Here is a 24,561-nt window from a genome sequence, read left to right on the forward strand (position 1 = left end):
CCACCGCCTCCGACACCGCCGGCGGCCGGCTGCCGAAGCTGCTGTTCCACAACGCCCTGTCCGCGCCACCACCCGCAGCGCCCCCGCTCGATCCGGTCCGCTGGATCCCGCTCGGCGTGGCGCTGGCCGGTCTCGCCGCGCTGACCGGCTACGTCTGGTCGGCGCACGGCCCCCGCCCGGCCGTCCTGCTGCTGCTCGGCGGCGGACTCGGCCTTGCGCTGTTCCACTCCCGGTTCGGTTTCACGTCCGCCTGGCGGCAGCTCGTCGCGGTCGGCAACGGCACCGGACTGCGCGCGCACGCTCTGCTGCTCGGGACGACCGCGACCCTGTTCGCCCTCATCATCGGAACGGGCACCGGCCTGTTCGGCAGCAGCCCCGCACCGTCCGCCGGGCCGCTCGGCGTCGCCCTGATCCTCGGGGCGTTCCTCTTCGGCATCGGCATGCAACTGGGCGGGGCGTGCGCGTCGGGGACGCTGTTCGCGGTCGGCTCCGGCCAGAGCACGATCCTGCTCACGCTGTTCGGCTTCATCGCCGGGTCGGTCCTGTACAGCTGGCAGTGGGAGCTGGTCGCCGACCTGCCGGCGCTCCCGCCGTTCGTGCTCGCCGACCACATCGGCTGGTTCGGCTCCTGGCTGGTCACGCTCGCCGTGCTGGGCGCCGTCGTGCTGGTGACCCGGCTGGTACAGCGGCGGCGCACGCCGCCCCCGGTGGGCGCGGTGCCCAGCGCCACCGGGCCGCTGCGGATCGTGCGGGGATCGTGGCCACTGCTGGCCGGTGCCGTGGTGCTGGCCGTCCTGGGCGCCGGCGTGCTGCTGGTCTCGGGCGGCGCCTGGGGGATCACCAGCGCCTTCAACCTGTGGGGCGCGAAGTTCCTTCAGCTCATCGGGCTGCACCCGGAGACGTGGGCGTTCTGGCAGCAGCCGGACCAGGCGGCCCAGCTGGCGGGTCCGGTGCTCGCCGACAAGAACAGCCTCACCGACATCGGCATCATGCTCGGCGCGGCCGTGGCCGCCGCGGCCGCTGGAGCCTGGAAGCTGCACACCGGCATCCGGTGGAACGTCGCGGTCGCCGCGATCCTCGGCGGGGTGCTCATGGGCGTCGGCGCCCGGCTGGCCGGCGGCTGCAACATCGGCGCCTACCTCGCGGGGATCGCCTCGGGCAGCCTGCACGGCTGGCTGTGGGGCGCGGTGGCCCTGGCCGGCACCTGGGTCGGCTTGCGGGCACGCACCCTGTTCGGGCTGGGCAACCCCAGGCCGACGGACAGCGTCTGCTGAGACGCCAACGAGCGGCGAGCCGTCGGCGCCCTCGCGCATTGCGCCTGCTGCGTTGGAGGTGGAGGGGAGTGCGGCGGTGAGCGCGACCGGGGGACGCGGAGCGGCGAGTCGTCGAGCGTCCGGAGCCGTCGACGCCAACCGCCGAAGGCCGCCGTGTTGGCGGTGGAGGAAAGCGAGGCGGTGTGCGCGACCAGGATGCCCGGCGGCGAGTCGCCGCCCGGCGCTAGTCGGCCTCCCTGCTGCTCAGCAGCCGTCGTAGCGACGCCACCCGCGCCGGGTCCAGACGGTCCGCCGCCAGCCAGGTGCCGAGCGCACACCCCGGTGCCTCCTCGCTGTGCGAGCAGTCCGGTGGGCATTCGGCGACGGCCTCGGCCAGATCCGGGAAGCCGGCGACGACGTCGTCCGGGCGGATGTGCGCCAGGCCGAAGCTGCGCAGGCCCGGCGTGTCGATGATCCAGCCGCCGTCGATCGGCAGCGCCACGGCGGAGGTGGACGTGTGCCGCCCACGGCCGGTGACCGGGTTCACCTGCCCCACGGCCCGCTCCGCCTCCGGGACCAGCAGGTTGACCAGGGTCGACTTGCCCACCCCGGACGACCCCACCAGCACGCTGAGCCGGCCCATCAGATGGGCGCGCAGATCGGAGAGGTCGCCGTCCCGGCGGGTGACCACGTACGGCGGTCCGATGGTGGCGTAGGTGGCCAGCAGGTCGCCTGGGCCGGCGAGGTCGGACTTGGTGAGGCAGAGCAGCGGGTCCAGCCCCGCGTCGTAGGCGGCGACCAGGCAGCGGTCGATGAACCGCGGCTGCGGCTCGGGGTCGGCCAGTGCCACGACGATGACCAACTGGTCGGCGTTGGCGACGATCACCCGCTCCACCGGGTCCGTGTCGTCGGCGGTACGTCGCAGCACGGAGCTGCGCTCCTCGACGCGGACGACGCGGGCCAGCGTGTCGGGGCGGCCGGACAGGTCGCCCACCAGTGCCACGCGGTCGCCCACCACGATGCTGCCGCGCCCGAGTTCACGGGCCTTCATCGCCACGACCGTGCGGTCCTCGACCAGGCACCGGTACCGGCCGCGATCGACGGCGGTCACGAAGCCGCGCTTGGCGTCCTCGTGCTTGGGGCGCTTGCGGGTGCGCGGCCGCGAACCGCCGCGCGCCCGGATCCGGACGTCGTCCTCGTCCAGGTAGCGCCGGCCGCTCACGCGGTGACCCCGGCCCACATCTCGGGGAAGTCCGGCAGTGTCTTGCCCGTGGTGGCGATGTTCTCCACCTCCACTCCGGGCACCGCGAGCCCGATCACGGCGCCCGACGTGGCCATCCGGTGGTCGTCGTAGCTGTGGAACACTCCGCCGTGCAGGGGCCGCGGGCGGATCGCCAGCCCGTCCGGCAGTTCCTCGGCGTCGCCGCCCAGCGCGGTGATCTCCCGGACCAGTGCGGCGATGCGGTCGGTCTCGTGCCGCCGCAGGTGCGCGATGCCGGTGAGCCGCGACGGCGTCTCGGCGAGCGCGGCGACGGCCGCGATGGTGGGGGTCAGCTCGCCCACGTCGCGCAGGTCCGCGGTGATGCCGCGGATCCGGCCGGTGCCCCGGAGGGTCAGCCCGGTCTCGTCCAGCGTGACCTGACCGCCCATCTCGGTGAACAGCCCGCGCAGCGCGTCGCCGGGCTGCGTGGTGGCCCGGGGCCAGTCGCGGATGGTGATCCGGCCGCCGGTGACCAGCGCGGCGGCCAGGAACGGCGCGGCGTTGGAAAGGTCGGGCTCCACCACGATCTCCTCCGCCGAGATCGGGCCGGGAGCCACGCGCCACACGTCCGCAGTGCCGGTGTCGACCTGCACGCCCACCTCTCGCAGCATCTGCACCGTCATGTCCAGGTGCGGCTGGGAGGGGACCGGTGCGCCTTCGTGCCGCACCTCGACGCCGTCGGTGAACCGGGCGCCGCTGAGCAGCAGCGCCGAGACGAACTGCGACGATCCGGACGCGTCCAGTGTCACCGAGCCGCCGCGCAGCGCACCGCGTCCGTGGATGACCAGCGGAAACGCCCCCCGCCCGCCATCGTCGATATCGGCTCCCAGCGTGGCGAGCGCCTGGATGAGCGGGCCGACCGGCCGTTCCCGGGCGCGCGGGTCGCCGTCGAACCGCACGTCGCCATCGGCGAGCGCGGCCAGTGGCGGCACGAACCGCATGACCGTTCCGGCGTTGCCGACGTCCACGGTGGCCGGGCCGTGCGGCGCGGCGGGGCTCACCAGCAGGTCCTCCTTGCCGTGCGGGGCGACGTCGATCCCCAGGGCGCGCAGCGCACCGGTCATCAGGTCGGTGTCGCGGCTGCGCAACGGGCGCCGGATGACCACCGGGGTCTCGGAGAGGGCGGCCAGCACGAAAGCGCGGTTGGTCATGGACTTCGAACCGGGCAGGTCGACGACGGCGTCGACGGGACCGGACGCGGTGGGCGCGGGCCAGTGCGGTGCGGAGTTCGGCATATCCCAAGGTTAGCCGTCGGCGTGTCGCGGGGGCTCCCGGCCGCGACGGCATGGGGCGCGGTGCCGCGGGGTAGCGGGAGGGCGCCGACCCGGGGCGCGCCGCCGGTCGTCCACCCGGGTACGGCGCGAACCCGGTGGTCCGGCAGGCTGGAGTGCGCAGTGTTCCGGGTTCTGTCCGCAGGGAAGGTGGAGCCGTCATGGCGGAGAAACAGCACCACTTCGAGGTCCGCGTGCGCTGGACCGGCAACACCGGCTCGGGCACGACCGGGTACCGCTCCTACGAGCGGTCCCACGAGGTCGAGGCCGCCGGCAAGCCCACGCTGCCCGGATCGGCCGACGTCGCCTTCCGCGGCGACGCGAGCAGGTGGAACCCGGAGGAGCTCCTCATGGCGGCGCTCAGCCAGTGCCACATGCTGTCCTACCTGGCCGTCGCCGTCGCCGCGAAGGTGAACGTGGTCGACTACACCGACACCGCCACCGGCACGATGGTCACCCGGCTCGACGGCTCCGGGGAGTTCACCGAGGTGACGCTGCACCCCGTCGTCACCGTCGCCGCCGCCGAGAGCGTGGACACCGCCGAGCGGTTGCACGAGCGGGCGTCGGAGCTCTGCTTCATCGCGCGTTCGGTGAACTTTCCAGTGCGCCATGAACCGGTGATCCGGGTCGCCGACACCCGGGTCGGGGGCTGAGGCCGGCCCGGGCCGTCCGTCCGGTCGGCCGTGGTGCGCCGCCGGCCGGGATAACGTGGCTCCGTCCCCCCGATCTCGGGAGATTGGAGTGCGATGGCCTGCCAACGGACGCATGCCACGGATGGTCTGCGCGGCACGATCCGGTCCCGGTCCGAAGAGGCACGTCGGCTCGTCGCCGCGGTCATGGCGAGCTGCAAGCTGTGCCGGTGGGAGGGCACGCACGCGGCCGCGGCGGACCTGTCGCCCTCCGGGGTGCTCGCGGAGCTGTACACCTGCGCGGCCGAACAGTCCGTGATGACGAGCCTGGTCGAGGGGCGGCGGCTGCCGGCCGGGCCGTTCCCGCTGTCCGAGATCCGGGGGAGCGGCGGCGTCATCTGCTGGCCGCCCACACCGCCGACGTGGTCGCTGTGCCGGGTCACCGTGGAGGGAGATCGCATCCGGGTGGATCTCGGCCGGGTGCTGGCGCACCTGGCCGACCTCACGGTCCAGGACCGGGCGCGGGTCGCCGACGACTGTCTCGACACGCTGGTGGGCGCGGAGTTCTACCCGGCCGAACGGATCGAGGGCGTGCGCGCCCGGCACCTGGCCGCACTTCAACGGGCGTGAACGCGGGGCTAGAGGATGCCGGCCCCCTCGCAAACGCTGCAGATGTCGCCGGTGTTGTCGATGCCCTGGCCAGAGCAGGTGCTGCACCGCTCGGTACAGACACCACCGCTGGTGACGTTCTCGATGGCCATGAGACGTCTTCCTCTCCGATATCGGGCGGGCGCCGCACGTGCGCTGCGTAGAGTGTTCCCGGAGTGGCGCGACGTCGATCATCGGTGTCCGGACCAGGTCACCTGGTCACCGGCGGAATCGAATCCCCGGCAACGCGGTCCGGGCCGGTGTGCGGCGCGGCAGGCGGGTGGACGCCCCACGGTCCCCGGGTACGGACGGACGGTGCCGCGGTTCCGTCGCCGCCAGCACCAGCGCGCCCAGCAGGCTGAGGTCGCGGACCGCGGTCCGGCGCAGCGCGCCCCGCGTCTCCGGGGTGCCGTCCCGGAACTCGCGGAGGTGCGCCACCAGGGTCGGCACCGACTGCGCGGCCAGCAGAGCGCACGCCACGCGGGGCGCTCGGCCGGTGGCCAGCAGCGCGCCGCCGGCCACGCCGGCCGCGCCCTGCACGCGGGCGAGCAGTTCGGGGTCGTCCGGCAGCCACGCGTTGCGTCCGGCCAGCCGGCGCACGGTGGGAGCGAGCGCGTCGGCGCGTGCCGAAGGATCGCGCAGGGTCTCCAGCCCTTCGAGGACGAGCGGGGCGGCGAGCATCCGCCGGGCCTGAGTGCGTAGCAATCGCATGCTGTCGCGTATACCCGGGTGGGCCCGGAACATCCCCACGGTCCCTGTCGTCCGTTGCTCGTAGGCTGGTCCCATGTGTGGTCGGTACGCGCAGGCGCGCAACCAGCACGAGCTGCAGCTCGCGTTCGATTTCCCGGAGGCCGAGCCGGAGGGGCCCGCCGCGGACCGCCGTTCGTGGCCGCCGCTGGAAGAGCTGGCCCCCGACTACAACGTCTCGCCCGGAAAGCCGGTGTACGCCGTGCTCGGCCCGCCGCCCGGCGGAGGCGGCGCCGCCACGCCCGGCCCGCAGCACCTGTGCACGCTGCGCTGGGGGCTGGTGCCCTCCTGGGCGAAGGACGTCAACGTCGGCTACCGGATGATCAACGCCCGCAGCGAGACGGTCGCGGAGAAGCCCGCTTTCCGTGCCGCCTTCGCCCGGCGGCGCTGCCTGCTGCCGGCCGACGCCTACTACGAGTGGCAGCTGCTGCCCGACCGCGCCCCCGGCTCCGCCGAGCCCGGCACGTCCCCGGCCACCGACCCCGCCCACCGGACGCGCAAGGCCCGGTCCCGCAAGCGCCCCTTCGCGGTGCGCTACGCCGACGGCCGGCCGCTGGCGCTGGCCGGCCTGTTCGAGCGGTGGCGCGACCCTGACAAGCCTGAGGAGGACCCCGACGCGTGGCTGTGGAGCTGCACGGTGGTCACCACCGAGGCCGCGCCCGAGCTGAGCCACATCCACGAGCGGATGCCGGTCGTGCTGCCCCGCGAGGCGTGGGACGACTGGCTGGACCCGGCCGCGGACCCCGGACGGCTGCGGCTCGCCATGGAGAGCACGCCCGTCGCCGAGTTCGACGTCTACCAGGTGGGCACCGAGGTGAACAGCATCCGCAACAACGGCTCGCATCTCCTGCAGCCGGCCGCCGAGGCGCCCCCCGCCGAACCGGAGACCCTCTTCTAGGACACCCCACGCGGTTGTCCGTGCCGCCCGAAACCCCTTCCGTGCGGCCGAATCCGGCCACCAGGGTCATCGCTGGCCGGGGCGGGCTCCCCCGCCCTCGTGTCGGCGGGGGCTGGCATACCGCGGGGGCCGACCGTATCGTCGGACGCAGCCGCCCGTACCATCGTGTGCGGCGCGCACAAGTGAACACCGCGGGAGCTCGCGCCATGGCGGGCTGAGAGGGCGGCTGGACCCCGAGGGCCGGTGCCGCCGACCGCTGAACCTGTTCGGGTAATTCCGGCGTAGGGAGGCGTGCCTTGACGGCGCTCGACGATCACAGCGTCCGGCCCACCGTGACCACCGGGCCCATCGCGGGCTCGGAGAAGGTCCACCACGAGATCAGCGACCCCGTGACGGGGTACGCGCTGCGGATTCCGCGGCGCCGGGTGGGACTCGCCGACGGCAGCCACATCGACCTGTACGACACCTCCGGCCCGTATACCGACGCGGCCGCCGCCGCGGCCATCGACCCGCGCGCCGGCCTGCCCCGCATCCGCGCGGAGTGGATCGCGGGGCGCACACCGGTGAACGGCGCCGCCACCCAGCTGGCCTGGGCGAAGGCCGGCATCGTCACCGCGGAGATGCGCTTCGTCGCCGAGCGCGAGGGCATGGACGCCGAGACCGTCCGCGCGGAGGTCGCGGTCGGGCGCGCGGTGATCCCCGCCAACCGGCGGCACCCGGAGTCCGAGCCGATGGCGATCGGCAAGCGGTTCCTGGTGAAGGTGAACGCCAACATCGGCAACTCCGCCGTCTCCTCCTCCATCGAGGAGGAGGTGGAGAAGATGGTGTGGGCCACCAGATGGGGCGCCGACACGATCATGGACCTGTCCACCGGCCGGCGGATCCACGAGACGCGGGAGTGGATTCTGCGGAACTCCCCGGTGCCGGTCGGCACCGTGCCGCTGTATCAGGCGCTGGAGAAGGTCAAGGGCGACCCGGCGCGGCTGTCCTGGGAGGTGTACCGCGACACCGTGATCGAACAGGCCGAGCAGGGCGTGGACTACATGACCGTGCACGCCGGAGTCCTGCTGCGGTACGTGCCGCTCACCGCGCGCCGGATCACCGGCATCGTCTCGCGCGGCGGCTCCATCATGGCGGCCTGGTGCCTGGCGCACCACCGGGAGAACTTCCTCTACACGCACTTCGAGGAGCTGTGCGAGATCCTGCGCGGCTACGACGTCACGTTCTCGCTCGGCGACGGCCTGCGGCCCGGATCGATCGCCGACGCCAACGACGAGGCGCAGTTCGCCGAGCTGCGAACGCTCGGCGAACTGACCCACCTGGCGCGCGCACACGACGTGCAGGTCATGGTGGAGGGCCCAGGCCACGTCCCCCTGCACAAGATCGCCGAGAACGTCCGGCTGGAGGAGGAGCTGTGCGGTGAGGCCCCCTTCTACACCCTCGGTCCCCTGGCCACCGACATCGCTCCCGGCTATGACCACATCACCTCGGCCATCGGCGCCGCGCAGATCGCCTGGCACGGGACCGCCATGCTGTGCTACGTGACCCCCAAGGAACACCTCGGCCTGCCGAACCGGGACGACGTGAAGACCGGCGTGATCACGTACAAGCTGGCCGCGCACGCCGCCGACCTGGCCAAGGGGCACCCGCGCGCCCAGGAGTGGGACGACGCACTGTCTCGGGCCCGGTTCGAATTCCGGTGGCGGGACCAGTTCCACCTCGCGCTGGACCCCGACACCGCGCGGGAGTACCACGACGAGACGCTGCCCGCCGAACCCGCGAAGACCGCGCACTTCTGCTCGATGTGCGGGCCGAAGTTCTGCTCGATGCGGATCTCCCAGGACGTCCGCGCGTTCGCCGAGCGCCGCGGCCTGTCCACCACCGAGGCCATCGACCGCGGTATGCGCGAAAAGGCGGCGGAGTTCGCCGAGGGCGGCCATCGGGTGTACCTGCCGTTGGCCGAGGACCCGCGGGACTGAGCGGCGAAGGGCGGTCATGGTGTCCCGCGCCCCGGGCGCGGGACACCATGGACCCGCGTCGGGGGCCGGAGCGCGGATCGCGCCTGGACGGCTAGACGGGCTTACGGGCGCTCGCGAGCAGGTGGACGCCGACGTAGTCGTCGGACTCCGCCGCCTTGAGCTCCATCTCCACGAGCCGGTTCAGCGCCCCCGGGTCGCTGCCGAGCACCTTGTCGACGGTGGACGCCGACAGCACGGTGCGGGGCTTGACCCATTCCAGTTCCAGACCGACGTCCACGAGGAGTTCGCCGAGCTGCTCGCCGGTGAAGCACCGGGTGATGGTGCCGTCGGGCCAGGGCACCAGCAGGACGTCGGCGTTGGGCGCGAAGCTCAGCTCCGGCCAGCGGTCCTGCTCGGCCAGCAGCGCCATGCCGAGCACGACCGAGTCGACGCACAGCAGGGTGCGTCCGCCCGGGCGCAGCACGCGATGGATCTCGGCCAGCGACGCCTCGGTGACCAGGTGCTGGGAGAGCACCCGGTTGTCGGCGATGACGCCGTCGAAGACCTCGCTGGCGAACCCGGAGAGGAAGGTGGAGTCGGCGACGACCGAACGCAGCCGCCCGGGGCGCCGGCCGCGTGCGGCGCCGTTGGGGGCCTGCGGCGCGGCACCGGGACGCGGCGCGAGGTCGGCCGAGGGCAGCAGGGTGACCACGTCGTGGCCGGCCGCCACCGCGCGCGGCGCCCCGCGGAAGTCGGGACCGGACAGGTCCAGGATGCAGCCGGGCTCGCGCGGCAGCCACCTGGCGAGTTGGACCCCCGCCACCGCCCAGTAGAAACGCCAGTACGCCGTCAGCGAGTCGGTCGTGGCGAAGTGGGCCGCGGGTGACCGGGGTGGCGGCGGATCAGCTGCTGGTCGGGGTGCCGACGCGTGTGCCGCGGAACTGGAGGACGGTCGCACGCACGCTCCTCTCCCCATGCCTTTGATGAGGGTTTACCCCCACTCTTCCATGCTGCACCTCTCCGACTCAGGAGAAAACCGGAAGACCGGCGGGCAGCCGATCCGCTCATGTCCGGAATCAGGGAGGGCGGCCGGTTGTTGGGATCGACAGCACCGCTGGACCAGGAGGCCGCGGAGCGCCCTGGACCGCCGGGGCGGTTCGCCCCCCGAACCGGAGAACGAGAGTAAAGGCAGGTCGATGCCCGCTTCAACAGCGTGCCTGGTGGAGGAGCGCCCCGAAGCCGGGGTGCGGTCCCTCAACGTGCGTCCCGGGTCTCCCACATCGTATGGTGTGGCTACGGTTGCCCGAGGGGAGACCAGCACAAGGAGGCCGGCGGGCTTGAATCAGGGCCAGGAGACACTCGACGAGCGTGGGGCTCGGTTCGAACGGGACGTGCTCCCGTTCCTGGACCAGCTCTACTCGGCCGCGCTGCGCATGACGCGCAACCCGTCCGACGCCGAGGACCTCGTCCAGGAGACCTTCGCGAAGGCGTTCGGTTCGTTCCACCAGTTCAAGGAGGGGACGAACCTCAAGGCGTGGCTCTACCGCATCCTCACGAACACCTTCATCAACTCCTACCGCAAGAAGCAGCGGGAGCCCCGGCAGGCGGGCACCGAGGACGTCGAGGACTGGCAGCTCGCGCAGGCCGCCTCGCACTCGTCCAGCGGCCTGAAGTCCGCCGAGGCCGAAGCGCTGGAACACCTCCCGGACTCCGACGTCAAGCGGGCACTGCAGGAACTGCCCGAGGACTTCCGCATCGCGGTCTACCTCGCGGATGTCGAGGGTTTCGCCTACAAGGAAGTCGCCGAGATCATGGACACCCCCATCGGGACCGTGATGTCGCGGCTGCACCGCGGTAGACGCCAGTTGCGCTCCCTACTGGAGGAGTACGCCGTCGAGCGCGGCTTCCTCCCGAGGGACGCGGTGGAGTCCGTGACCACGGGTGCGGTCAACGGCGGCGCGAGTCGGAGGGACCAGCGATGAGCTGCGGAGAACCGCACGCCACCCCCTGTAGCGAGGTGCTGGGAAAGCTCTACGCCTACATCGACGGCGAACTCGAAGAGGCCAATTGCGCGGACATCCGCGTGCACCTCGACGAGTGCCGCGAGTGCCTCCAGGAGTACGGCCTGGAAGGGGCCGTCAAGAAGCTGGTGGCGCGGCACTGCGGCTGCGACCCGGTTCCCGAGGACCTGCGCGGCAAGGTACTGAGCCGCCTGGCCGCGGCGCGAGCGGACCTGCAGATCCGCGAGGCCGGCGTCGAGTCCTGACGCCTGACGACCGGAGCACAGAGCGGCGAGCCGCCGAGCGTCCGGAGCCGTCGACACCCGTGTGCGGAGCCACTTTGGTGTCGGCGGTGGAGGGGAGCGAGGCGGGGAGCGCGACCAGGAGCACAGAGCGGCGAGCCGCCGAGCGTCCGGAGGCGTCGGCACCCCTGGCGTAGCCCCTTTTGTATCGACGGCCACCACGCGGCCCGCTGAGTGCGTCGTGGCCGGGAGCGAGGTCGCGAGCGCGAAGAGGCGGACCGCGCGCGGCGCGCGGAGCCCGGGGCTGTTCCCCACTGGTCCGATGTGAACCGGTACGCTCGAAGCCACGTTTCGGGCACTCCCGCGCGTGCGGCCGCCCCCGGGTCGAGACCGATGAGGTGAGCGTCCACGATGATCCGAGAGCAGCCGACGGGGAGACGGATGGCTACGCAGAGTGATCACGGTGGCCGTCGCTGTTCGGGGCCGGGCCGCCGAAGTCGCCCGGCGAGCGGCGGAAAGGCGGGGGAGACCGCCGTTAATTCCGCTGCGGAGAGTCGCCGAAATAAGTACGAATTGGATTCGTATTTCCGCTCTTTGGAACTCGGGTAACGATTCTTTCTCACGGTTGGCTCACGGTTCGCGGTGAGGCGATGAGATGGCTGTGAACTGCCGTTAAACTGGCCGCTATATCCGCTGTATCGGGCAATATCGCGCCGTTCCCGGGGGAGAGACGGAAACGGCGCGGGGAGAGGGGAAAGCGGTGAGTCCACTGTTCGGAAAGCTGGCGTTCTTCGCGATCGCCGCCGCACTCCTACTGACCAACTACCAGGGATGGGTGTGGTGGTAGGAACATCGTGAGGCTGGGGCGAGCGGTCGGCACTGGGACGGAGGGCAAGGGGAGTTGCGTGCGCTTCCGGCAGTCGCGCGGATGTACGTGTGTCTCGTCGTTCTGGGGGCCGCCGCCGTCCTGGTCGTGGGCCCTTACGAGGGCATCGCCCCCGAGACCCTGATCCTGCTCGCGGTGGTCTCCGTGCTCGCGGAGTCGATCGCGAGTCTGGTCGACGGCGGGCGGGTCGGGCTCTCGCCCAACTTCGCGGTCCTGCTGGCCGCCGTGGTCATGACCGGGCCGACCGGCGCCGCGGTCGTGGGGCTCTGCTCGGCGCTGGCAATGCGGCGCCAGGGCGTGGTCAAACGGCTGTTCAACGGCGGCCAGATGGCGCTCACCGGTTACGCGGCCGGTCACGCGTACCAGCTGCTCGGCGGCCCCCAGGGCATCCCGGAGCGGTCGGACTTCCCGTGGATCATGCTGCCGTTCCTCGTGGCGATCCTCGTGCACACCGTCGTCAACATCCTGCTGGTGACGACCCTCATGTGGTGCCTGGGAGTGGTCCGGATCCAGCAGGTGCGCACCGTCCGGTGGCGCCCGCTGGCCGTCCTGGAGCTGTCCTCCATGGGCTACGGCATGCTCGGCCTGTTCATCGCCGCCGTCTGGGGGCTGGTCGGCGCGTTCGCCGTGCTGCTCGTGCTGCTGCCGCTGTTCATCGCGCGCTGGGCGTTCGACCAGTACATCGCCGAACAGCGGGCGCACGACGCCACGCTCGCGACCCTGTGCCAGGCGGTCGAGACGAAGGACTACTACACGCGCGGGCACTGCATGCGGGTCTCCAAGGCGTCGGCCATGATCGCCCAGGAGCTGGGCATGCACGCCGAACGCGTGCAGACCATCCGGTACGCCGGCATGCTCCACGACGTCGGCAAGCTCGGCGTGCCGACCAAAGTGCTGCAGAAGTCCGGCAAACTGACCGAAGAGGAGTTCGCCGCCATTCAACTGCACCCCATGCGCGGATACGAGATCGTGCGCGAGATCGGATTCCTCGACGAGGCCCTGGCCGGCATCATGCACCACCACGAGCGCATGGACGGCCAAGGCTATCCCATGGGGCTCGCCGGTGAGGAAATTCCGGAATCGGCGCGGATCATCTCGGTCGCCGACGCCTTCGACTGCATGACGTCCACCCGTTCCTACCGCAAGGCCCGCTCCGTGGACGAGGCCATCGCGGAACTGCGCCGGTGCGCCGGCCCGCAGTTCGACCCGCGGATGGTCGACGCCCTCATCAACGCGGTCGCGCGCGAGGGCTGGGAGACCCCCGACGCCGTCGATCCCTCCGACGACGACCTCGTCGAGGTCGCCCAGCAGGATCACGACGATCCCAGTGTCCCGCTCCGGGTCGCCAAAGAGGCCGAGAGATCATGAACGGTGTGTCGACGTCGCGCCCCCGGCAGCGGTTCGATCCCACCCGCGTGGTGCTCATCGCGGTGGCCTCGGCCAGCGCGGCCGGGTCGCTGTGCTGGACCTCGCTCACCGGATTCACCGAGCCGAACGCCGCGCTCGCCTTCGGCGTACTCGTGGCGCTGGGCGAACTGGCCCGCATCACACTGCCCGGGAACCGGGAGGTGGCGCCGATCGCTTCGGCGGGCGCCATCGGCTACACGTTCCTGGTCACCATCGGCGGCCAACCGGTGCACCACTCGCCGGCGCAGGTGATCGCGGTGGTCGCGGTGGGGATGGTCGTCGGCGAACTGCCGCACGTCGCGGTGGGCCGGACACCCAGGCTGAGCGACCTCGCCCGGAGGCTGCTCATCGTCGGCATCATCGCGGTGGCGTTCCGGCCGTCCACCATGTGGCTGGAGCCCTCGGCGCCGCACTGGGGCTACAAGCTCGGCACGATGGCCGCGCTCGTCATGCTGGTCTGGATGGTCGACTGCGCGATCGCCGCGGCCATCCGCGCCGAGCGGCTGCGCACCCGGTTCTCGGTGGCCTACCGCGATGAGGTGCGCGCCCAGCTGCCCATCGGTATGGCCATCGGCGCCTCGGGCATTCTCATCGCGCTGGCGAGCAGCGTCATGGGGCTGGTCGCGCTGCTGGTGTTCACCGCGCCGCTGCTGGTCACCCAGGTGGCCTTCCGCCGGTTCGCCGAGATCCGGCTCACCTACTTGCAGACCGTGCGGGCACTGTCGCGGGTCACCGAGGTGGGCGGCTACGTCGAGACCGGGCACTCCCGCAGGGTCAGCCGGCTGGCCCAGGCGGTGGGCTGCGAACTGGCCATGCGCGAGTCCGACCTGCTCGAACTGGAGTACGCGGCCCTGATGCACGACATCGGGCAGCTCTCGCTGCGGGACCCGATCCCCAGCGGGGCGACCGTCCTCGCACCGCCCCGCGAACAGCGCCGGATCGCCGAGCTGGGCTCGGCGGTGATCCGCGAGACCGGGGTACTGGACAGCGTCGCGGACCTGGTGCGCCGGCAGTGCGAGCCCTACATGGGCGACGGCGACGACGGTCCGCCGCCGTTGGGCAGCCGCATCATCAAAGTTGCCAACGCCTTCGACGACCTGGTCGGCGAGTCCAAGGACCGCGACCGGATCGAGGCGGTGCTGCAGCGGTTGCGGATGGACACCGACCGCGAGTACGACCCCGCGGTGGTCGAGGCGCTGGCCTCGGTGCTCAACCGGCCGGCCTCCCGGTGGCCAGGGGTCCGCCTGCTCTCGGGAACTCCTCTAGGATCAACCGGGTCACCAAGCATGACGGAGCCGGCACAGGAGGGGGCACGAGATGGCTGAGATCCGCGCGGAGATGGTCGCCAGCGTCTGGAAGATCGAGGTGTCGGAGGGCGACCAGGTCGCCGAGGGCGACACGCTGGTCATCCTGGAGTCCATGAAGATGGAGATCCCCGTCCTCACCGAGGATCCGGGCACCGTCGTCAGCATCGCGGTCGGCGAGGGCGACGTCGTGCAGGAGGGGGACCTGCTGGCGGTCGTCGAGTAACGCCGGCGGCGCCTCAGCACGCCATCCGCCGCGCCGCCGGGCTGCCACGCGCGGCCCGGCCGCCCCGACGCCCGTGGCGTCCCGGCCGGACCGCGCGCCGATCCACTACACCCCCATCGTCGCGCGGGGGTACACGTTCTCCGGGTCGGTCACGATGTTGACCAGGTAGGGAACGCCGGAGTCGAACGCGCGCCGCAGCGCGGGGCCGATCTCCGCCGGATCGGTCACCAGCTCCCCGCCTCCGCCGAGCGCCCGTACCACCTCGTCGTAGCGGGTCCCCGGGGTCAGGTCGGCCGCGACATCGTACCCGTAGACGAGCCGCATGGGCGCCTTCTCCAGCCCCCAGATCCCATTGTTGCCGCACACCATGACCACCGGCAGCCGGTGGCGCACCAGCGTGTCCACGTCCATGAGCGAGAAACCGGCGGCGCCGTCGCCGAGCAGGGTCACCACCTGTGCGGACGGCCGGGCCAGCCGGGCCGCGGCGGAGTAGCCCATACCGGTCCCCAGGCAGCCGAACGGGCCGGGGTCCAGCCAGTTGCCGGGATGCCGCGGCTCGATGTACTTGCCGGCGTAGGAGACGAAGTCGCCGCCATCGCCGATCACCACCGCGTCGTCGTCGAGCACCCGGTTCAGCTCGCCGTAGATCCGGGCGGGGTGGATCGGGTCCGACGTGCTGGTCAGCGCCTCGGCGTCGGCGGCCACGGCCGCCGACGCGGCCGCCGCCAGGGTGCTCCGCCACTCCGCCACCTCGGCGCGGGGTTTAGCGGCGTCGCCGATCGCGGTCAGCACGGCCGTCAGGTCCCCGGAGGCCGAACCGGCGAGCGTGAGGTGGGTGGCCAACTGGCCGGGGGAGTCGGTGACGTGCACGACGCGGGCGAGCGGCGCCCCGTCCTGGCCGCCGAACAGCCCGTGCCGGATGCGGAAGTCCAGCGGCGTGCCCACCACGACCACCAGGTCGGTCTGCGCGAACGCGGGGCCGCGCGCCCGCGACACCAGCAGTGGGTGCCCGGCCGGGAGCACCCCGCGCCCCTGGCCGTTGGTGATCACCGGGACGCCGAGGTGTTCGGCGACGCGCAGCGCGGCCTCCTCGGCGCCGTCCAGCCACACGTCGGAGCCGAACACGAACAACGGCCGGCTCGCCTCGCCGAGCAGGCGGGCGATCGCGGCCACCGCGTCGGGGTCGGGGGTGCGGTCGGCCGCCTCACCGGCACCGGCCAGCTCCACCTCGGCCTGGTCGTACAAATGGTCCATCGGCACGTCGAGGAAGACCGGGCCGCGGTGTGCCTCGTTGGCGAGCGTGAACGCCTCGTCGACGGCCGCGCCGATCCCGGCGGCCCCGTGCACCGTCCAAGCGCGCTTGGTCACCGGGGCGAGAACCGGCGGCTGATCCAGTTCCTGCAACAGCCCCTGGCCCCACCGGCCGTCCGGGGCGCGTCCGCCGACCACCACCAGCGGAGAGCCGTTGAAGTACGCGGTGGCGACCCCGCTCACCCCGTTCGTCACCCCGGGGCCGGCGGTCAGCACGGCCCAGCCGGCCCGGCGGGTGAGTTTGCCGATCCCCTCGGCGGCGAACACCGCGGTCTGCTCGTGCCGGACGTCCACCAGGCGCATGGCGGGCTCGGTGCGCACCGCGCCGTCGTACAGCGGGAACACGTGCCCGCCGGAGAGGGTGAACATGGTGTCCGCGCCGTGGTGGCGGGCGACCGTCACGGCCTGGGCGCCTCCGTGGCCGGAGAGGCTGCCCGAGAACGGGGAGGTGTTCATGAAGGGGGTCACACTCCTTCGTGAGGGGGCCGGCGGGGGCCGGTCCCCTTCCGGCCCGTCGGCGGAGTCCCGACTTACCGGCGGGTAGGGTCGAGCGTAGTGACGCGCGGCACACCACGACAAGACGCCGAACGGCCGCCGTGCTCGCGCCCCTGGTGGCGTTCGCCGTCTCGTTTCCCTGCGCCGCCGACGCGGGGCGGCCTACGGCGGTCGGCGTCGACGGCTCCGGGAACTCGACGGCTCACCGCTCCGTGTTCCTGGTCGCGTTCGCCGTCTCGCTTCCCTCCGCCGCCGACGCGGGACGGCCTACGGCGATCGGCGTCGACGGCTCCGGGAACTCGACGGCTCACAGCTTCGTGGTCAGTCGTTCGGGGGCCGCAACCGGGTGACGAACTTGTACCGGTCGCCGCGGTAGAGGGAGCGCACCCACTCGACGGGGTGGCCGTCGGCGTCGAAGCTGTGCTGGCAGTGCAGCACCAGTGGCAGCCCGACGTCGACTCCGAGCAGCCGGGCCTCGTTCGGGGTGGCCAGTACCGTCTCGATGGTCGCCTCGGCCTCGGCGAGCCGGACGTCGTAGGCGCTGGCCAGTGCCTCGTACAGGGAGGCGTAGCGGTCCAGTTGCCGGCGCAGGCCCGGAAAGCGCCGGGCCGCGAGGTGGGCGGTCTCCACCGCCATCGGCTCGCCGTTGGCCAGCCGCAGGCGCTCGATCCGCAGGACGCGCCCGCCGGAGCGGATCGCCAATAACTCCGCGAGGCTTTCGTCGGCGTTGATGTAGCTCACGTCAAGGATGCGGGTGGCCGGGTGCAGGCCGTGCGCGCGCATCTCCTGGGTATAGCTCGTGAGCTGCAGCACCTGCGCGACCTTCGGCTTGGCGACGAAGGTGCCCTTGCCCTGGATGCGCAGCAGCCGCCCCTCGACCACCATCTCCGTCAGCGCCTGGCGCACGGTGGTGCGTGAGGTGCCGAATCTGGTGGCGAGCGCCCGCTCCGGTGGCACCGGGTTGCCGGCCGGCATGGTCGCGATGAGTTCCAGCAGCTGCTTCTTCACCTGGTAGTACTTCGGAACTCGGGGACCGTCTTCGAGCGTTCGCTGAGCCGTCACGTCGGTTTCCTCCACCGCTTCCCACCCGTTCAGCACGTGCTGCATCCTCGCAGGGGCCGCGGACCGCCGCTCGGCCGGGCTCGGGTCGACCCCGACCAATGGTCCAGACCATTCTGGAGATATGCGTCCCTTGAGTATGCCCTCACTCGTGGGATGATTTGTGAGTGCCTCACCTCAGCGATCTGATTCCGCGGTACACGGCGCTGAAGACCGCCGACCTCGAATGGCTGCACTCCCTGGTCTCGGACTGGCAGCTCCTGGCGGACCTCTCCTTCGCCGACCTGGTGCTGTGGGTGCGGCTGCGCGACGACACCGGCTGGGTGGCGGTCTCACAGATGCGGCCGACCACCGGCCCCACCGCCTTCCAGGACGACGTCGTCGAGACCGTCCTGCGCGATGGCGTGACGGACTCCACTGCGCCCTCGGGCGGTCTGGGCGTCCAGCTGGCCGCCAAACGGGCGCTCATCGACCGGGCGTGGACGGAGGGCCGGATCTGCCGCGAGGGCGACCCCGACTGGTCCGGCGGCGTCCCGGTGCGGGAGGAGACCATCCCGGTGCGCCGCGACGCGCATCTGATCGGCGTCATCCAGCGCAGCACCAACCTCAGTTCCGCCCGCACGCCCAGCCGCCTGGAGCTGACCTACCTGCAGAGCGCCAGCGACCTGGCCCAGATGATCGCCGAGGGCGCCTTCCCGTTCAGCGACCAGGGGCCGCTCATGGTGCGCTCGCCGCGGGTCGGCGACGGCCTGCTCCGGCTCGACGCCGAGGGGACCGTGGTCTACGCCAGCCCCAACGCACAGTCGGCGTACCGAAGACTCGGGCTCACGGCCGACCTGGTGGGCACCAGGCTGGACCGGACCACGCTGGAGCTGTCCGCGGTCGGCGACGCCCGTGACGAGTCGCTGACCTGGACGGCGAGCGGCCGCGCCCCGCAGGAGGCCGAGGTCGAGGCGCGCGGCTCCACCATCCAGCTCCGGGCGATCCCGCTGGTGATCGACGGCGACCGTATCGGTGCGCTGGTCATGGTGCGCGACGTCACCGAGCTGCGCCGCCGCGAGCGGGAGCTGATGACGAAGGACGCCACCATCCGGGAGATCCACCACCGGGTGAAGAACAACCTGCAGACGGTGGCCGCGCTGCTCCGGCTGCAGGCGCGCCGCCTGCAGGTGCCGGAGGGGCGTGCGGCACTGGACGAGGCGGTGCGCCGGGTCGGCTCCATCGCGATCGTGCACGAGATGCTTTCGCACACCCCGGACGAGATCGTCGACTTCGACGACATCGCCGACCGCGTCATCGAGATGGCGGCGGAGGTCTCGTCCACCGGCGCGCCGGTGGTGCCACGCCGGGTGGGGCACTTCGGGCTGCTGTCCGCCCTGGTGGCGACCCCACTGTCGATGGTGCTGGCGGAGCTGGTGCAGAACGCGGTGGAGCACGGCCTGCGCCGCGGGCCGGGGACGATCCAGGTCGTGGTGCACCGCGAGGACCCGCCGCCTTCGGGAGGTTCGGACGCGGGGAACCGGTTGCGGATCGAGGTGACGGACGACGGCGGGGGGCTGCCGCCGGACTTCGACATCGAGGGGACCGACAGTCTGGGGCTGCAGATCGTGCGGACGCTCGTTGTAGGTGAACTCGGCGGCACCCTGGCGTTCACGCCGCAGGAGGACGGCGGCACCAAGGTGTCGATCGGGCTTCCGGTGGAGCGGGAGGAGCAGCCGCCGTTCTAGCGGCTGCCCGGGGAGCTACGGGAGGGGAAGCGGAGAAGGCGGCAGGCAAGGAGTGAAGGGGCCGGGTGGGTCAGACCGCGGTGCGCAGCCGCTGGGCCGGACGCAGGGCGCGACGGCGCTTCAGCGCGCGACGCTCATCCTCGCTCATTCCGCCCCAGACGCCGCCGTCCTGACCGCTCTCCAGGGCCCACCGCAGGCACGAACTGGTCACCGGACAGCGCCGGCATACTTCTTTGGCTTCTTCGATCTGGATCAGTGCCGGCCCGGAATTCCCGATGGGGAAGAACAGTTCGGGGTCTTCGTCACGGCAGGCAGCGTGGTGGCGCCAGTCCATGCGGGTCCACTCCTCACGGTGAGGCGATCTTGGGCGTACGCTTTGTGAACGAATTCACTAAGTCGAACGCTGTTTCGGGGCCACGCCTTCGTTGGTCCCCGATTTCGCTTACGCGCCCGGAAACGGGCCGCCCGTGGCCACTTCCGTGTGGCCCGCGCTGCGCGGATCCCATATGGCCGCGGCCACCGGCCCCGGAATGGTCCGTTTACTTGCCCGTAACGTACGGCGACACTTTGAGCCTGTCAGGGATGGTGGACGCATGCAAGGGTTGAGCTGGTCTATCCTGTCTAGGCAGGTGTCGTGTGCGTCACAGGCCGTTTACCTGTGTGTGGCCGAGATTGATCAGCCGACCATTCGTAATGCCTTCGGAATGGAGCGGAAATTGACTTGTTTCCGCCGACCGAGGTACTCCCCGTCGATTTGGAACGCCCGCGGACGCCGGGCGCGCAGTACGAACTCCTGTTGGTCGTGCCATGTGAGATAGCCCCGCCCCGACGGTGGCAGCCCTCGGTGCGAGACCATCTTGCGAAGCACGGCGGTCGTCGTCACCGTGTTCAGACGGGTGAGCGCGAACGCGTCGAGCCCGAGCTGGAAGCGCGAGCGCGGGGTCGGCTGCACGGGAACGGTGCCGGCATACGTCCACGGCGTGGTGTTGGTGACCAGGGCGAAGTAGAGGTCACTGACCACGTCGTACCCCGGGATCTCCAGCGTCAGCGACGGCTCGTGGATCTCCCTGCCCTTGACGAACAGTTGCGCGGCGATGCTCATGTACAGCGCGGGGGACGCCCGGCGGCCGCGCCGGCGCTGCCGCTCGACCTCGCGCACCACCTCGGCGTCCCACCCGAATCCGGCGCAGAAGGTGAAGTAGCGGCCATCCGCCGCGTCGTCGATCTGCCCCAGACCGACCTCCCGGTAGCCGCCGTTGCGCAGCGCCTCCAGCACCGCGCCGGTCGCTTCGATCGGGTCGGCCGGCAGGCCGAGGGCGCGGATGAAGACGTTGGCGCTCCCTCCGGGCAGCGCGGCGTAGGCCGGCCTCGGAAGGTCCTCGGGGGCGGTCAGCAGGCCGTTGACGACCTCGTTGACCGTGCCGTCGCCGCCCAGGCTGATGACGAGCTCGTAGCCCTCGCGCGCCGCCTGGCGGGCCAGCTCCTTGGCGTGGTCGCGGTACTCGGTCTGCACGACGTCCAGCGCGAGGTCGCTGGCGATCGCCCGGACGATCACGTCCCGGGACCGAGGGCTGGTCGTGGTCGCTTGCGGATTCACGATGAAGAGCGCGCGCACGCCGCCAGTGTAGGGGGTACCGCGCGGGCCCCCACCGCGGTGAGCCGTCGAGCGTCCGGAGGCGTCGGCGCTGTTTGCCGGAGGCCGTTTTGTGTCGGCGGTGGAGGGGAGTGAGGCGGCGAGCGCGGTGGGGGTGCGGGGTGAGCCGTTGAGCGTCCGGAGGCGTCGGCGCTGTTTGCCGGAGGCCGTTGTGCGTCGGCGGTGGAGGGGAGGGGAGCCCTGCCCCCGGAGACCGGGTCTCCGCATGGCGGATACAGTGAAGCGTGTCCCGACGACCCTTGACCGTGACCCTCGCCGCCGCCTTGGAGGCGCTGCTGTGCCTCGTTGTGGCCGCAGAGGGCGTCTTCGTGCTCGCCAACACCCTGCTGGGCCGCGCCTCGGACGTGGAGTTCGCGCTGCCACTCGCGGTGTTCGCCCTGGGGGCCGCCGCGGCGCTCGGCTACGTGGCCTGGGGGCTGTACTTCCTGAACAGCTGGGCACGCACGCCTGTGGTGCTCACCCAGATGTTCGCGTTCGTCGTCGCGGCCTCGCTGTGGTCCAACGGGCAGCAGATGTGGGGGGCGGCGCTCGCGGTGGTCGCCGTGGCCGCGCTGGGGCTGGTTCTCGCCCCGCCGACCACGGCGGTGCTCTTCCCGGACGACGGCACGCCGAGTCCCGGTTCACGCTGAGCCGTCGTGGCGGGGCGGCCGACGCGGAGCGCACGGCCGTGCCCCCGCCCGCGTTCGCCGTCTCGTTTCCCTGCGCCGCCGACGCGGGGCGGCCTTCGGCAATCGGCGTCGGCGGCTCCGGGAACTCGACGGCTCACGGCTTCGTGTTTCTGGTCGCGTTCGCCGTCTCGCTTCCCTTCACCGCCGACGCGGGACGGCCTTCGGCAATCGGCGTCGACGGCTCCGGGAACTCGACGGCTCACCGCTTCGTGGTCAGTCGTCCGTGGTCAGTGCCTGACGCAGCTGCGCCAGCGTGCGGGCCAGCAGCCGTGAGACGTGCATCTGGGATATCCCGAGCTCGGTGGCGATCTGCGACTGTGTCATGTTGCCGAAGAACCGCAGCAGCAGGATGCGCTTCTCCCGTGGCGGGAGCTGCTCCAGCAGCGGCTTCAGCGACTCCCGGTACTCGACGCCCTCCAACGAGTCGTCCACGATGCCCAGCGAGTCGGCCACCGCGGGGGCGTCCTCGTCGCCGCTGTCCGGGGCGTCCAGCGAGACCGTGGAGTAGGCGTTGGCCGACTCCAGGCCCTCCAGGACCTCCTCCTCGGTCATGCCCAGGTGCTCGGCGAGTTCGTGCACGGTGGGCGCCCGGCCCTCGCGCTGGGAGAGGTCGCTGACCGCCTTGGTCAGGGACAGCTTCAGCTCCTGAAGGCGGCGCGGTACCCGGACCGCCCAGCCCTTGTCGCGGAAGTGCCGCTTGATCTCGCCGACGATCGTGGGCGTCGCGTAGGTGGAGAACTCCACCCCGCGTTCCAGGTCGAAGCGGTCGATGGACTTGATCAGGCCGATGGTCGCGACCTGGGTGAGGTCATCGAGCCACTCCCCGCGGTTCCGGAAGCGGCGCGCCAGGTACTCCACGAGGGGCAGGTGCAGCTCCACGAGCTCGTCGCGGATGCGCTGCCGCTCCGGCGAGTCCGCGGGGAGCTCGCTCAGGCGCTCGAACAACTCTCGTGCACGGGCCCGGTCGGGCACCGCGTGCTCCGTTTTCGCCGTCAGAGCGGGCCCCCTCTCACTCACGCCGACTCCACCACGTCGCGGCGTTTGTGCAGAACGATGGTTACGCGGTCGTCGGGGCCGACGTTGGCGTCGACCTCGCCGGCCAGGGCCGAAAGTACGGTCCAGGCGAACGTGTCACGGGCGGGCAGTCGGCCGTCGGCGGTGAGCACCGATACGGCGATGCGCATGCCGTCGCCGGTGAGTTCGAACTCTGTTGTGAGGTCTGTGCCCGGCAGTGCCTGGGAGAGCAGCATGGCGCACGCTTCGTCGACCCCGATGCGAAGATCCTCGATCTCGTCGAGGGTGAAGTCGAGGCGAGCCGCCAGTCCTGCCGTGGCCGTGCGAAGGACGGACAGATAGGCACTGTCGGCCGGCATCCGGACGGTCACCGCGTCCCGTACACCCATGGCGTCCGCCGTCGGCACAGCGGTTTCTTCGGTCACGTCCCTCCTTCGGGAAGCGAGATTGCCGCTTGACTGCAATCTATCTTGTTTCGTTGCGGCCCCGGTGCACGCGCCGCGTTCCGTGTGCCGCGACCTGGCCGGTGCGGGCGGAGCCGCGGCACGGCGTCAGCTCCGGCCGAGCTTCTCCAGGTCCGCGCCGTCCAGCCGGAAGGTCGTCCACTCGTCCATGGGCTGGGCGCCGAGCGACCGGTAGAACTCGATGGACGGCGTGTTCCAGTCCAGGACCGACCACTCCAGCCGCTGGTAGCCGCGCTCCACGCAGATCCGCGCGAGTTCGGCGAGCAGCGCGCGACCGTAGCCGTGCCCGCGCAGTTCGGGGCGGACGTAGAGGTCCTCCAGGTAGATGCCGTGCCGGCCGGTCCACGTCGAGAAGTTGCGGAACCACAGCGCGAAGCCCGCGATCTGGCCGGCGCCGTCCTCGGTCACGTGCTCGGCGACGTGCGCGAATGCCGCGGCGCCGGGCGCGAACAGTGCCGCTTCGAAATCGGCCGGAGTGGAGAGCACCTGCTCGGGCGCGCGCTCGTACTCGGCGAGGTCGCGGACGAGCCGGTGGATGGTCGGGACGTCATCAGGACGCGCGGGGCGGATCACGTGCGGCTGCCTCTGTCGTGTGGATCGGGTGGGCACTACCCTCCCAACGTTAGCCCCCGGTCGATGTCCCGTGCCCGTCCGCCGCCGGACGGGCACGGGCCTGGTCACAGCACCTTCGACAGGAACGCCTGGGTGCGCTCGTGCCGGGGAGTGGTCAGCACCTCCGACGGCGCCCCCGACTCGACGACGACGCCGCCGTCCATGAACACCAGCGAGTCGCCGACCTCCCGGGCGAACCCCATCTCGTGGGTGACCACGATCATGGTCATCCCGTCCCGGGCGAGGTCCTTCATGACGTCCAGCACCTCGCCGACCAGTTCTGGGTCGAGCGCGCTGGTGGGCTCGTCGAACAGCATGAGGGAGGGGGCCATCGCCAGCGCCCGGGCGATCGCCACCCGTTGCTGCTGGCCGCCCGAGAGCTGTTCGGGGTAGCTGTCGGCCTTGTCGGCCAGGCCGACCCGGTCCAGCAGCCCCATCGCCCGTTCCCGGACCTCGGCACGCGGTTCGCGCTTCACCTGGACCGGCGCCTCCATGACGTTGCCGAGCACCGTCATGTGCGGGAACAGGTTGAACCGCTGGAACACCATGCCGATGTCACGGCGCTGCGCGGCCACCTCGGACTCGCGCAGTTCGTACAGCCGGTCGCCCTTCTGGCGGTAGCCCATGAGCTGGCCGTTCACCCACAGCCGGCCGGCGTTGATCTTCTCCAGGTGGTTCACGCACCGCAGGAAGGTCGACTTGCCGGAGCCCGAGGGGCCCACGACGCACATGACCTCGCCGCGCCGCACCTCCAGGTCGATCCCGCGCAGCACCTCCAGGCGGCCGTAGCTCTTGTGCACGTTCTCGGCGACGACCATCCGCTCGTC

25 protein-coding genes are annotated in these 24,561 nt (G+C 71.6%); 12 read left to right on the forward strand and 13 right to left on the reverse strand.

Annotation, left to right across the window (positions count from 1 at the left end; genetic code table 11):
* Positions 1-29 precede the first annotated feature (29 nt).
* Positions 30-1,274, forward strand: coding sequence for a YeeE/YedE family protein (locus tag ACFQRF_RS08150; RefSeq protein ID WP_465262332.1), 1,245 nt, complete (start codon positions 30-32; stop codon positions 1,272-1,274).
* A 223-nt stretch (positions 1,275-1,497) separates the two neighbouring features.
* Here ACFQRF_RS08150 and rsgA read toward each other — a convergent pair whose 3' ends face one another.
* Entirely contained in the window at positions 1,498-2,475 is a 978-nt protein-coding gene (gene rsgA / locus ACFQRF_RS08155) for a ribosome small subunit-dependent GTPase A (RefSeq protein WP_379870153.1), read from the reverse strand.
* Entirely contained in the window at positions 2,472-3,749 is a 1,278-nt protein-coding gene (gene aroA / locus ACFQRF_RS08160) for a 3-phosphoshikimate 1-carboxyvinyltransferase (protein ID WP_379870155.1), read from the reverse strand. Before aroA ends, rsgA begins: the two co-directional genes overlap by 4 nt.
* 197 nt (positions 3,750-3,946) lie before the next feature.
* On the opposite strand from aroA, the gene ACFQRF_RS08165 reads away from it, so the two are divergent.
* Both ACFQRF_RS08165 and ACFQRF_RS08170 read left to right on the forward strand, forming a co-directional pair.
* Positions 3,947-4,438, forward strand: a complete 492-nt coding sequence (locus tag ACFQRF_RS08165; protein ID WP_379870156.1) for an OsmC family protein — start codon at positions 3,947-3,949, stop codon at positions 4,436-4,438.
* A gap of 93 nt (positions 4,439-4,531) precedes the next feature.
* Positions 4,532-5,044, forward strand: coding sequence for a hypothetical protein (locus tag ACFQRF_RS08170; RefSeq protein WP_379870158.1), 513 nt, complete (start codon positions 4,532-4,534; stop codon positions 5,042-5,044).
* A gap of 8 nt (positions 5,045-5,052) precedes the next feature.
* On the opposite strand, the gene ACFQRF_RS08175 is transcribed toward ACFQRF_RS08170, so the two are convergent.
* Both ACFQRF_RS08175 and ACFQRF_RS08180 read right to left on the reverse strand, forming a co-directional pair.
* The gene (locus ACFQRF_RS08175; protein WP_379870159.1) at positions 5,053-5,175 is read right to left on the reverse strand and encodes a hypothetical protein; all 123 of its coding nucleotides are present in this window, start codon (positions 5,173-5,175) and stop codon (positions 5,053-5,055) included.
* A 106-nt stretch (positions 5,176-5,281) separates the two neighbouring features.
* Positions 5,282-5,773, reverse strand: coding sequence for a DoxX family membrane protein (locus ACFQRF_RS08180; protein WP_379870161.1), 492 nt, complete (start codon positions 5,771-5,773; stop codon positions 5,282-5,284).
* A 73-nt stretch (positions 5,774-5,846) separates the two neighbouring features.
* Here ACFQRF_RS08180 and ACFQRF_RS08185 point away from each other — a divergent pair, with 73 nt between their 5' ends.
* Both ACFQRF_RS08185 and thiC read left to right on the forward strand, forming a co-directional pair.
* Positions 5,847-6,707 carry an SOS response-associated peptidase gene (locus tag ACFQRF_RS08185; RefSeq protein ID WP_379870163.1) on the forward strand — a complete coding sequence of 287 codons (861 nt, stop codon included), beginning with the start codon at positions 5,847-5,849 and terminating at the stop codon, positions 6,705-6,707.
* A 296-nt stretch (positions 6,708-7,003) separates the two neighbouring features.
* Entirely contained in the window at positions 7,004-8,686 is a 1,683-nt protein-coding gene (gene thiC / locus ACFQRF_RS08190) for a phosphomethylpyrimidine synthase ThiC (protein WP_379870164.1), read from the forward strand.
* A gap of 91 nt (positions 8,687-8,777) precedes the next feature.
* Here thiC and ACFQRF_RS08195 read toward each other — a convergent pair whose 3' ends face one another.
* Positions 8,778-9,641: a methyltransferase domain-containing protein gene (locus ACFQRF_RS08195; protein ID WP_379870166.1), complete on the reverse strand. Its 864-nt coding sequence runs from the start codon at positions 9,639-9,641 to the stop codon at positions 8,778-8,780.
* Positions 9,642-10,002: 361 nt separating this feature from the next.
* Between ACFQRF_RS08195 and ACFQRF_RS08200 the strand changes: the two genes are divergently transcribed.
* From ACFQRF_RS08200 to ACFQRF_RS08220, 5 genes are all read left to right on the forward strand, one after another.
* Positions 10,003-10,647 (forward strand): sigma-70 family RNA polymerase sigma factor, encoded by a 645-nt coding sequence (locus tag ACFQRF_RS08200; RefSeq protein ID WP_379870167.1) that lies wholly within the window; start codon positions 10,003-10,005, stop codon positions 10,645-10,647.
* Complete coding sequence (rsrA, locus tag ACFQRF_RS08205) at positions 10,644-10,931, forward strand: mycothiol system anti-sigma-R factor (protein WP_379870169.1); 288 nt, start codon at positions 10,644-10,646, stop codon at positions 10,929-10,931. The genes ACFQRF_RS08200 and rsrA overlap by 4 nt, the downstream gene beginning before the upstream one ends.
* A 904-nt stretch (positions 10,932-11,835) precedes the next feature.
* Positions 11,836-13,161 (forward strand): HD-GYP domain-containing protein, encoded by a 1,326-nt coding sequence (locus ACFQRF_RS08210; protein ID WP_379870171.1) that lies wholly within the window; start codon positions 11,836-11,838, stop codon positions 13,159-13,161.
* Entirely contained in the window at positions 13,158-14,525 is a 1,368-nt protein-coding gene (locus tag ACFQRF_RS08215) for an HD-GYP domain-containing protein (protein WP_379870172.1), read from the forward strand. Before ACFQRF_RS08210 ends, ACFQRF_RS08215 begins: the two co-directional genes overlap by 4 nt.
* Positions 14,518-14,730 (forward strand): biotin/lipoyl-binding carrier protein, encoded by a 213-nt coding sequence (locus ACFQRF_RS08220; protein WP_379870174.1) that lies wholly within the window; start codon positions 14,518-14,520, stop codon positions 14,728-14,730. The genes ACFQRF_RS08215 and ACFQRF_RS08220 overlap by 8 nt, the downstream gene beginning before the upstream one ends.
* Positions 14,731-14,835: 105 nt before the next feature.
* Here the strand turns inward: ACFQRF_RS08220 and ACFQRF_RS08225 are convergent, their stop codons facing one another.
* Both ACFQRF_RS08225 and ACFQRF_RS08230 read right to left on the reverse strand, forming a co-directional pair.
* Positions 14,836-16,497 (reverse strand): acetolactate synthase, encoded by a 1,662-nt coding sequence (locus ACFQRF_RS08225; protein WP_379870175.1) that lies wholly within the window; start codon positions 16,495-16,497, stop codon positions 14,836-14,838.
* 360 nt (positions 16,498-16,857) lie between these two features.
* On the reverse strand, positions 16,858-17,598 hold the full coding sequence (locus tag ACFQRF_RS08230) for a GntR family transcriptional regulator (protein ID WP_379870177.1): 741 nt from the start codon (positions 17,596-17,598) through the stop codon (positions 16,858-16,860).
* Positions 17,599-17,762: 164 nt separating this feature from the next.
* Between ACFQRF_RS08230 and ACFQRF_RS08235 the strand changes: the two genes are divergently transcribed.
* Positions 17,763-19,322, forward strand: coding sequence for a sensor histidine kinase (locus tag ACFQRF_RS08235; RefSeq protein WP_379870179.1), 1,560 nt, complete (start codon positions 17,763-17,765; stop codon positions 19,320-19,322).
* Between the two features lie 70 nt (positions 19,323-19,392).
* Here the strand turns inward: ACFQRF_RS08235 and ACFQRF_RS08240 are convergent, their stop codons facing one another.
* Both ACFQRF_RS08240 and ACFQRF_RS08245 read right to left on the reverse strand, forming a co-directional pair.
* On the reverse strand, positions 19,393-19,656 hold the full coding sequence (locus ACFQRF_RS08240) for a WhiB family transcriptional regulator (RefSeq protein WP_379870180.1): 264 nt from the start codon (positions 19,654-19,656) through the stop codon (positions 19,393-19,395).
* 342 nt (positions 19,657-19,998) lie between these two features.
* Positions 19,999-20,937 (reverse strand): diacylglycerol/lipid kinase family protein, encoded by a 939-nt coding sequence (locus tag ACFQRF_RS08245; RefSeq protein ID WP_379870182.1) that lies wholly within the window; start codon positions 20,935-20,937, stop codon positions 19,999-20,001.
* A gap of 263 nt (positions 20,938-21,200) precedes the next feature.
* Between ACFQRF_RS08245 and ACFQRF_RS08250 the strand changes: the two genes are divergently transcribed.
* Positions 21,201-21,605, forward strand: coding sequence for a hypothetical protein (locus ACFQRF_RS08250; RefSeq protein WP_379870183.1), 405 nt, complete (start codon positions 21,201-21,203; stop codon positions 21,603-21,605).
* A 252-nt stretch (positions 21,606-21,857) separates the two neighbouring features.
* On the opposite strand, the gene ACFQRF_RS08255 is transcribed toward ACFQRF_RS08250, so the two are convergent.
* The 4 genes from ACFQRF_RS08255 to ACFQRF_RS08270 form a co-directional block, all read right to left on the reverse strand.
* Positions 21,858-22,616, reverse strand: a complete 759-nt coding sequence (locus ACFQRF_RS08255) for an RNA polymerase sigma factor SigF (RefSeq protein WP_181874279.1) — start codon at positions 22,614-22,616, stop codon at positions 21,858-21,860.
* Between the two features lie 41 nt (positions 22,617-22,657).
* A complete protein-coding gene (locus ACFQRF_RS08260) occupies positions 22,658-23,083 on the reverse strand; it encodes an ATP-binding protein (RefSeq protein WP_379870184.1) in 426 nt (141 codons plus the stop codon).
* A gap of 126 nt (positions 23,084-23,209) precedes the next feature.
* Positions 23,210-23,695 (reverse strand): GNAT family N-acetyltransferase, encoded by a 486-nt coding sequence (locus ACFQRF_RS08265; RefSeq protein WP_379870186.1) that lies wholly within the window; start codon positions 23,693-23,695, stop codon positions 23,210-23,212.
* Between the two features lie 104 nt (positions 23,696-23,799).
* Positions 23,800-24,552, reverse strand: coding sequence for an amino acid ABC transporter ATP-binding protein (locus ACFQRF_RS08270; RefSeq protein ID WP_379870429.1), 753 nt, complete (start codon positions 24,550-24,552; stop codon positions 23,800-23,802).
* Positions 24,553-24,561 lie beyond the last annotated feature (9 nt).

The sequence above is a fragment of the Marinactinospora rubrisoli genome, assembly GCF_042664915.1.
In the GTDB taxonomy this organism is placed as follows: Bacteria; Actinomycetota; Actinomycetes; order Streptosporangiales; family Streptosporangiaceae; genus Marinitenerispora; species Marinitenerispora rubrisoli.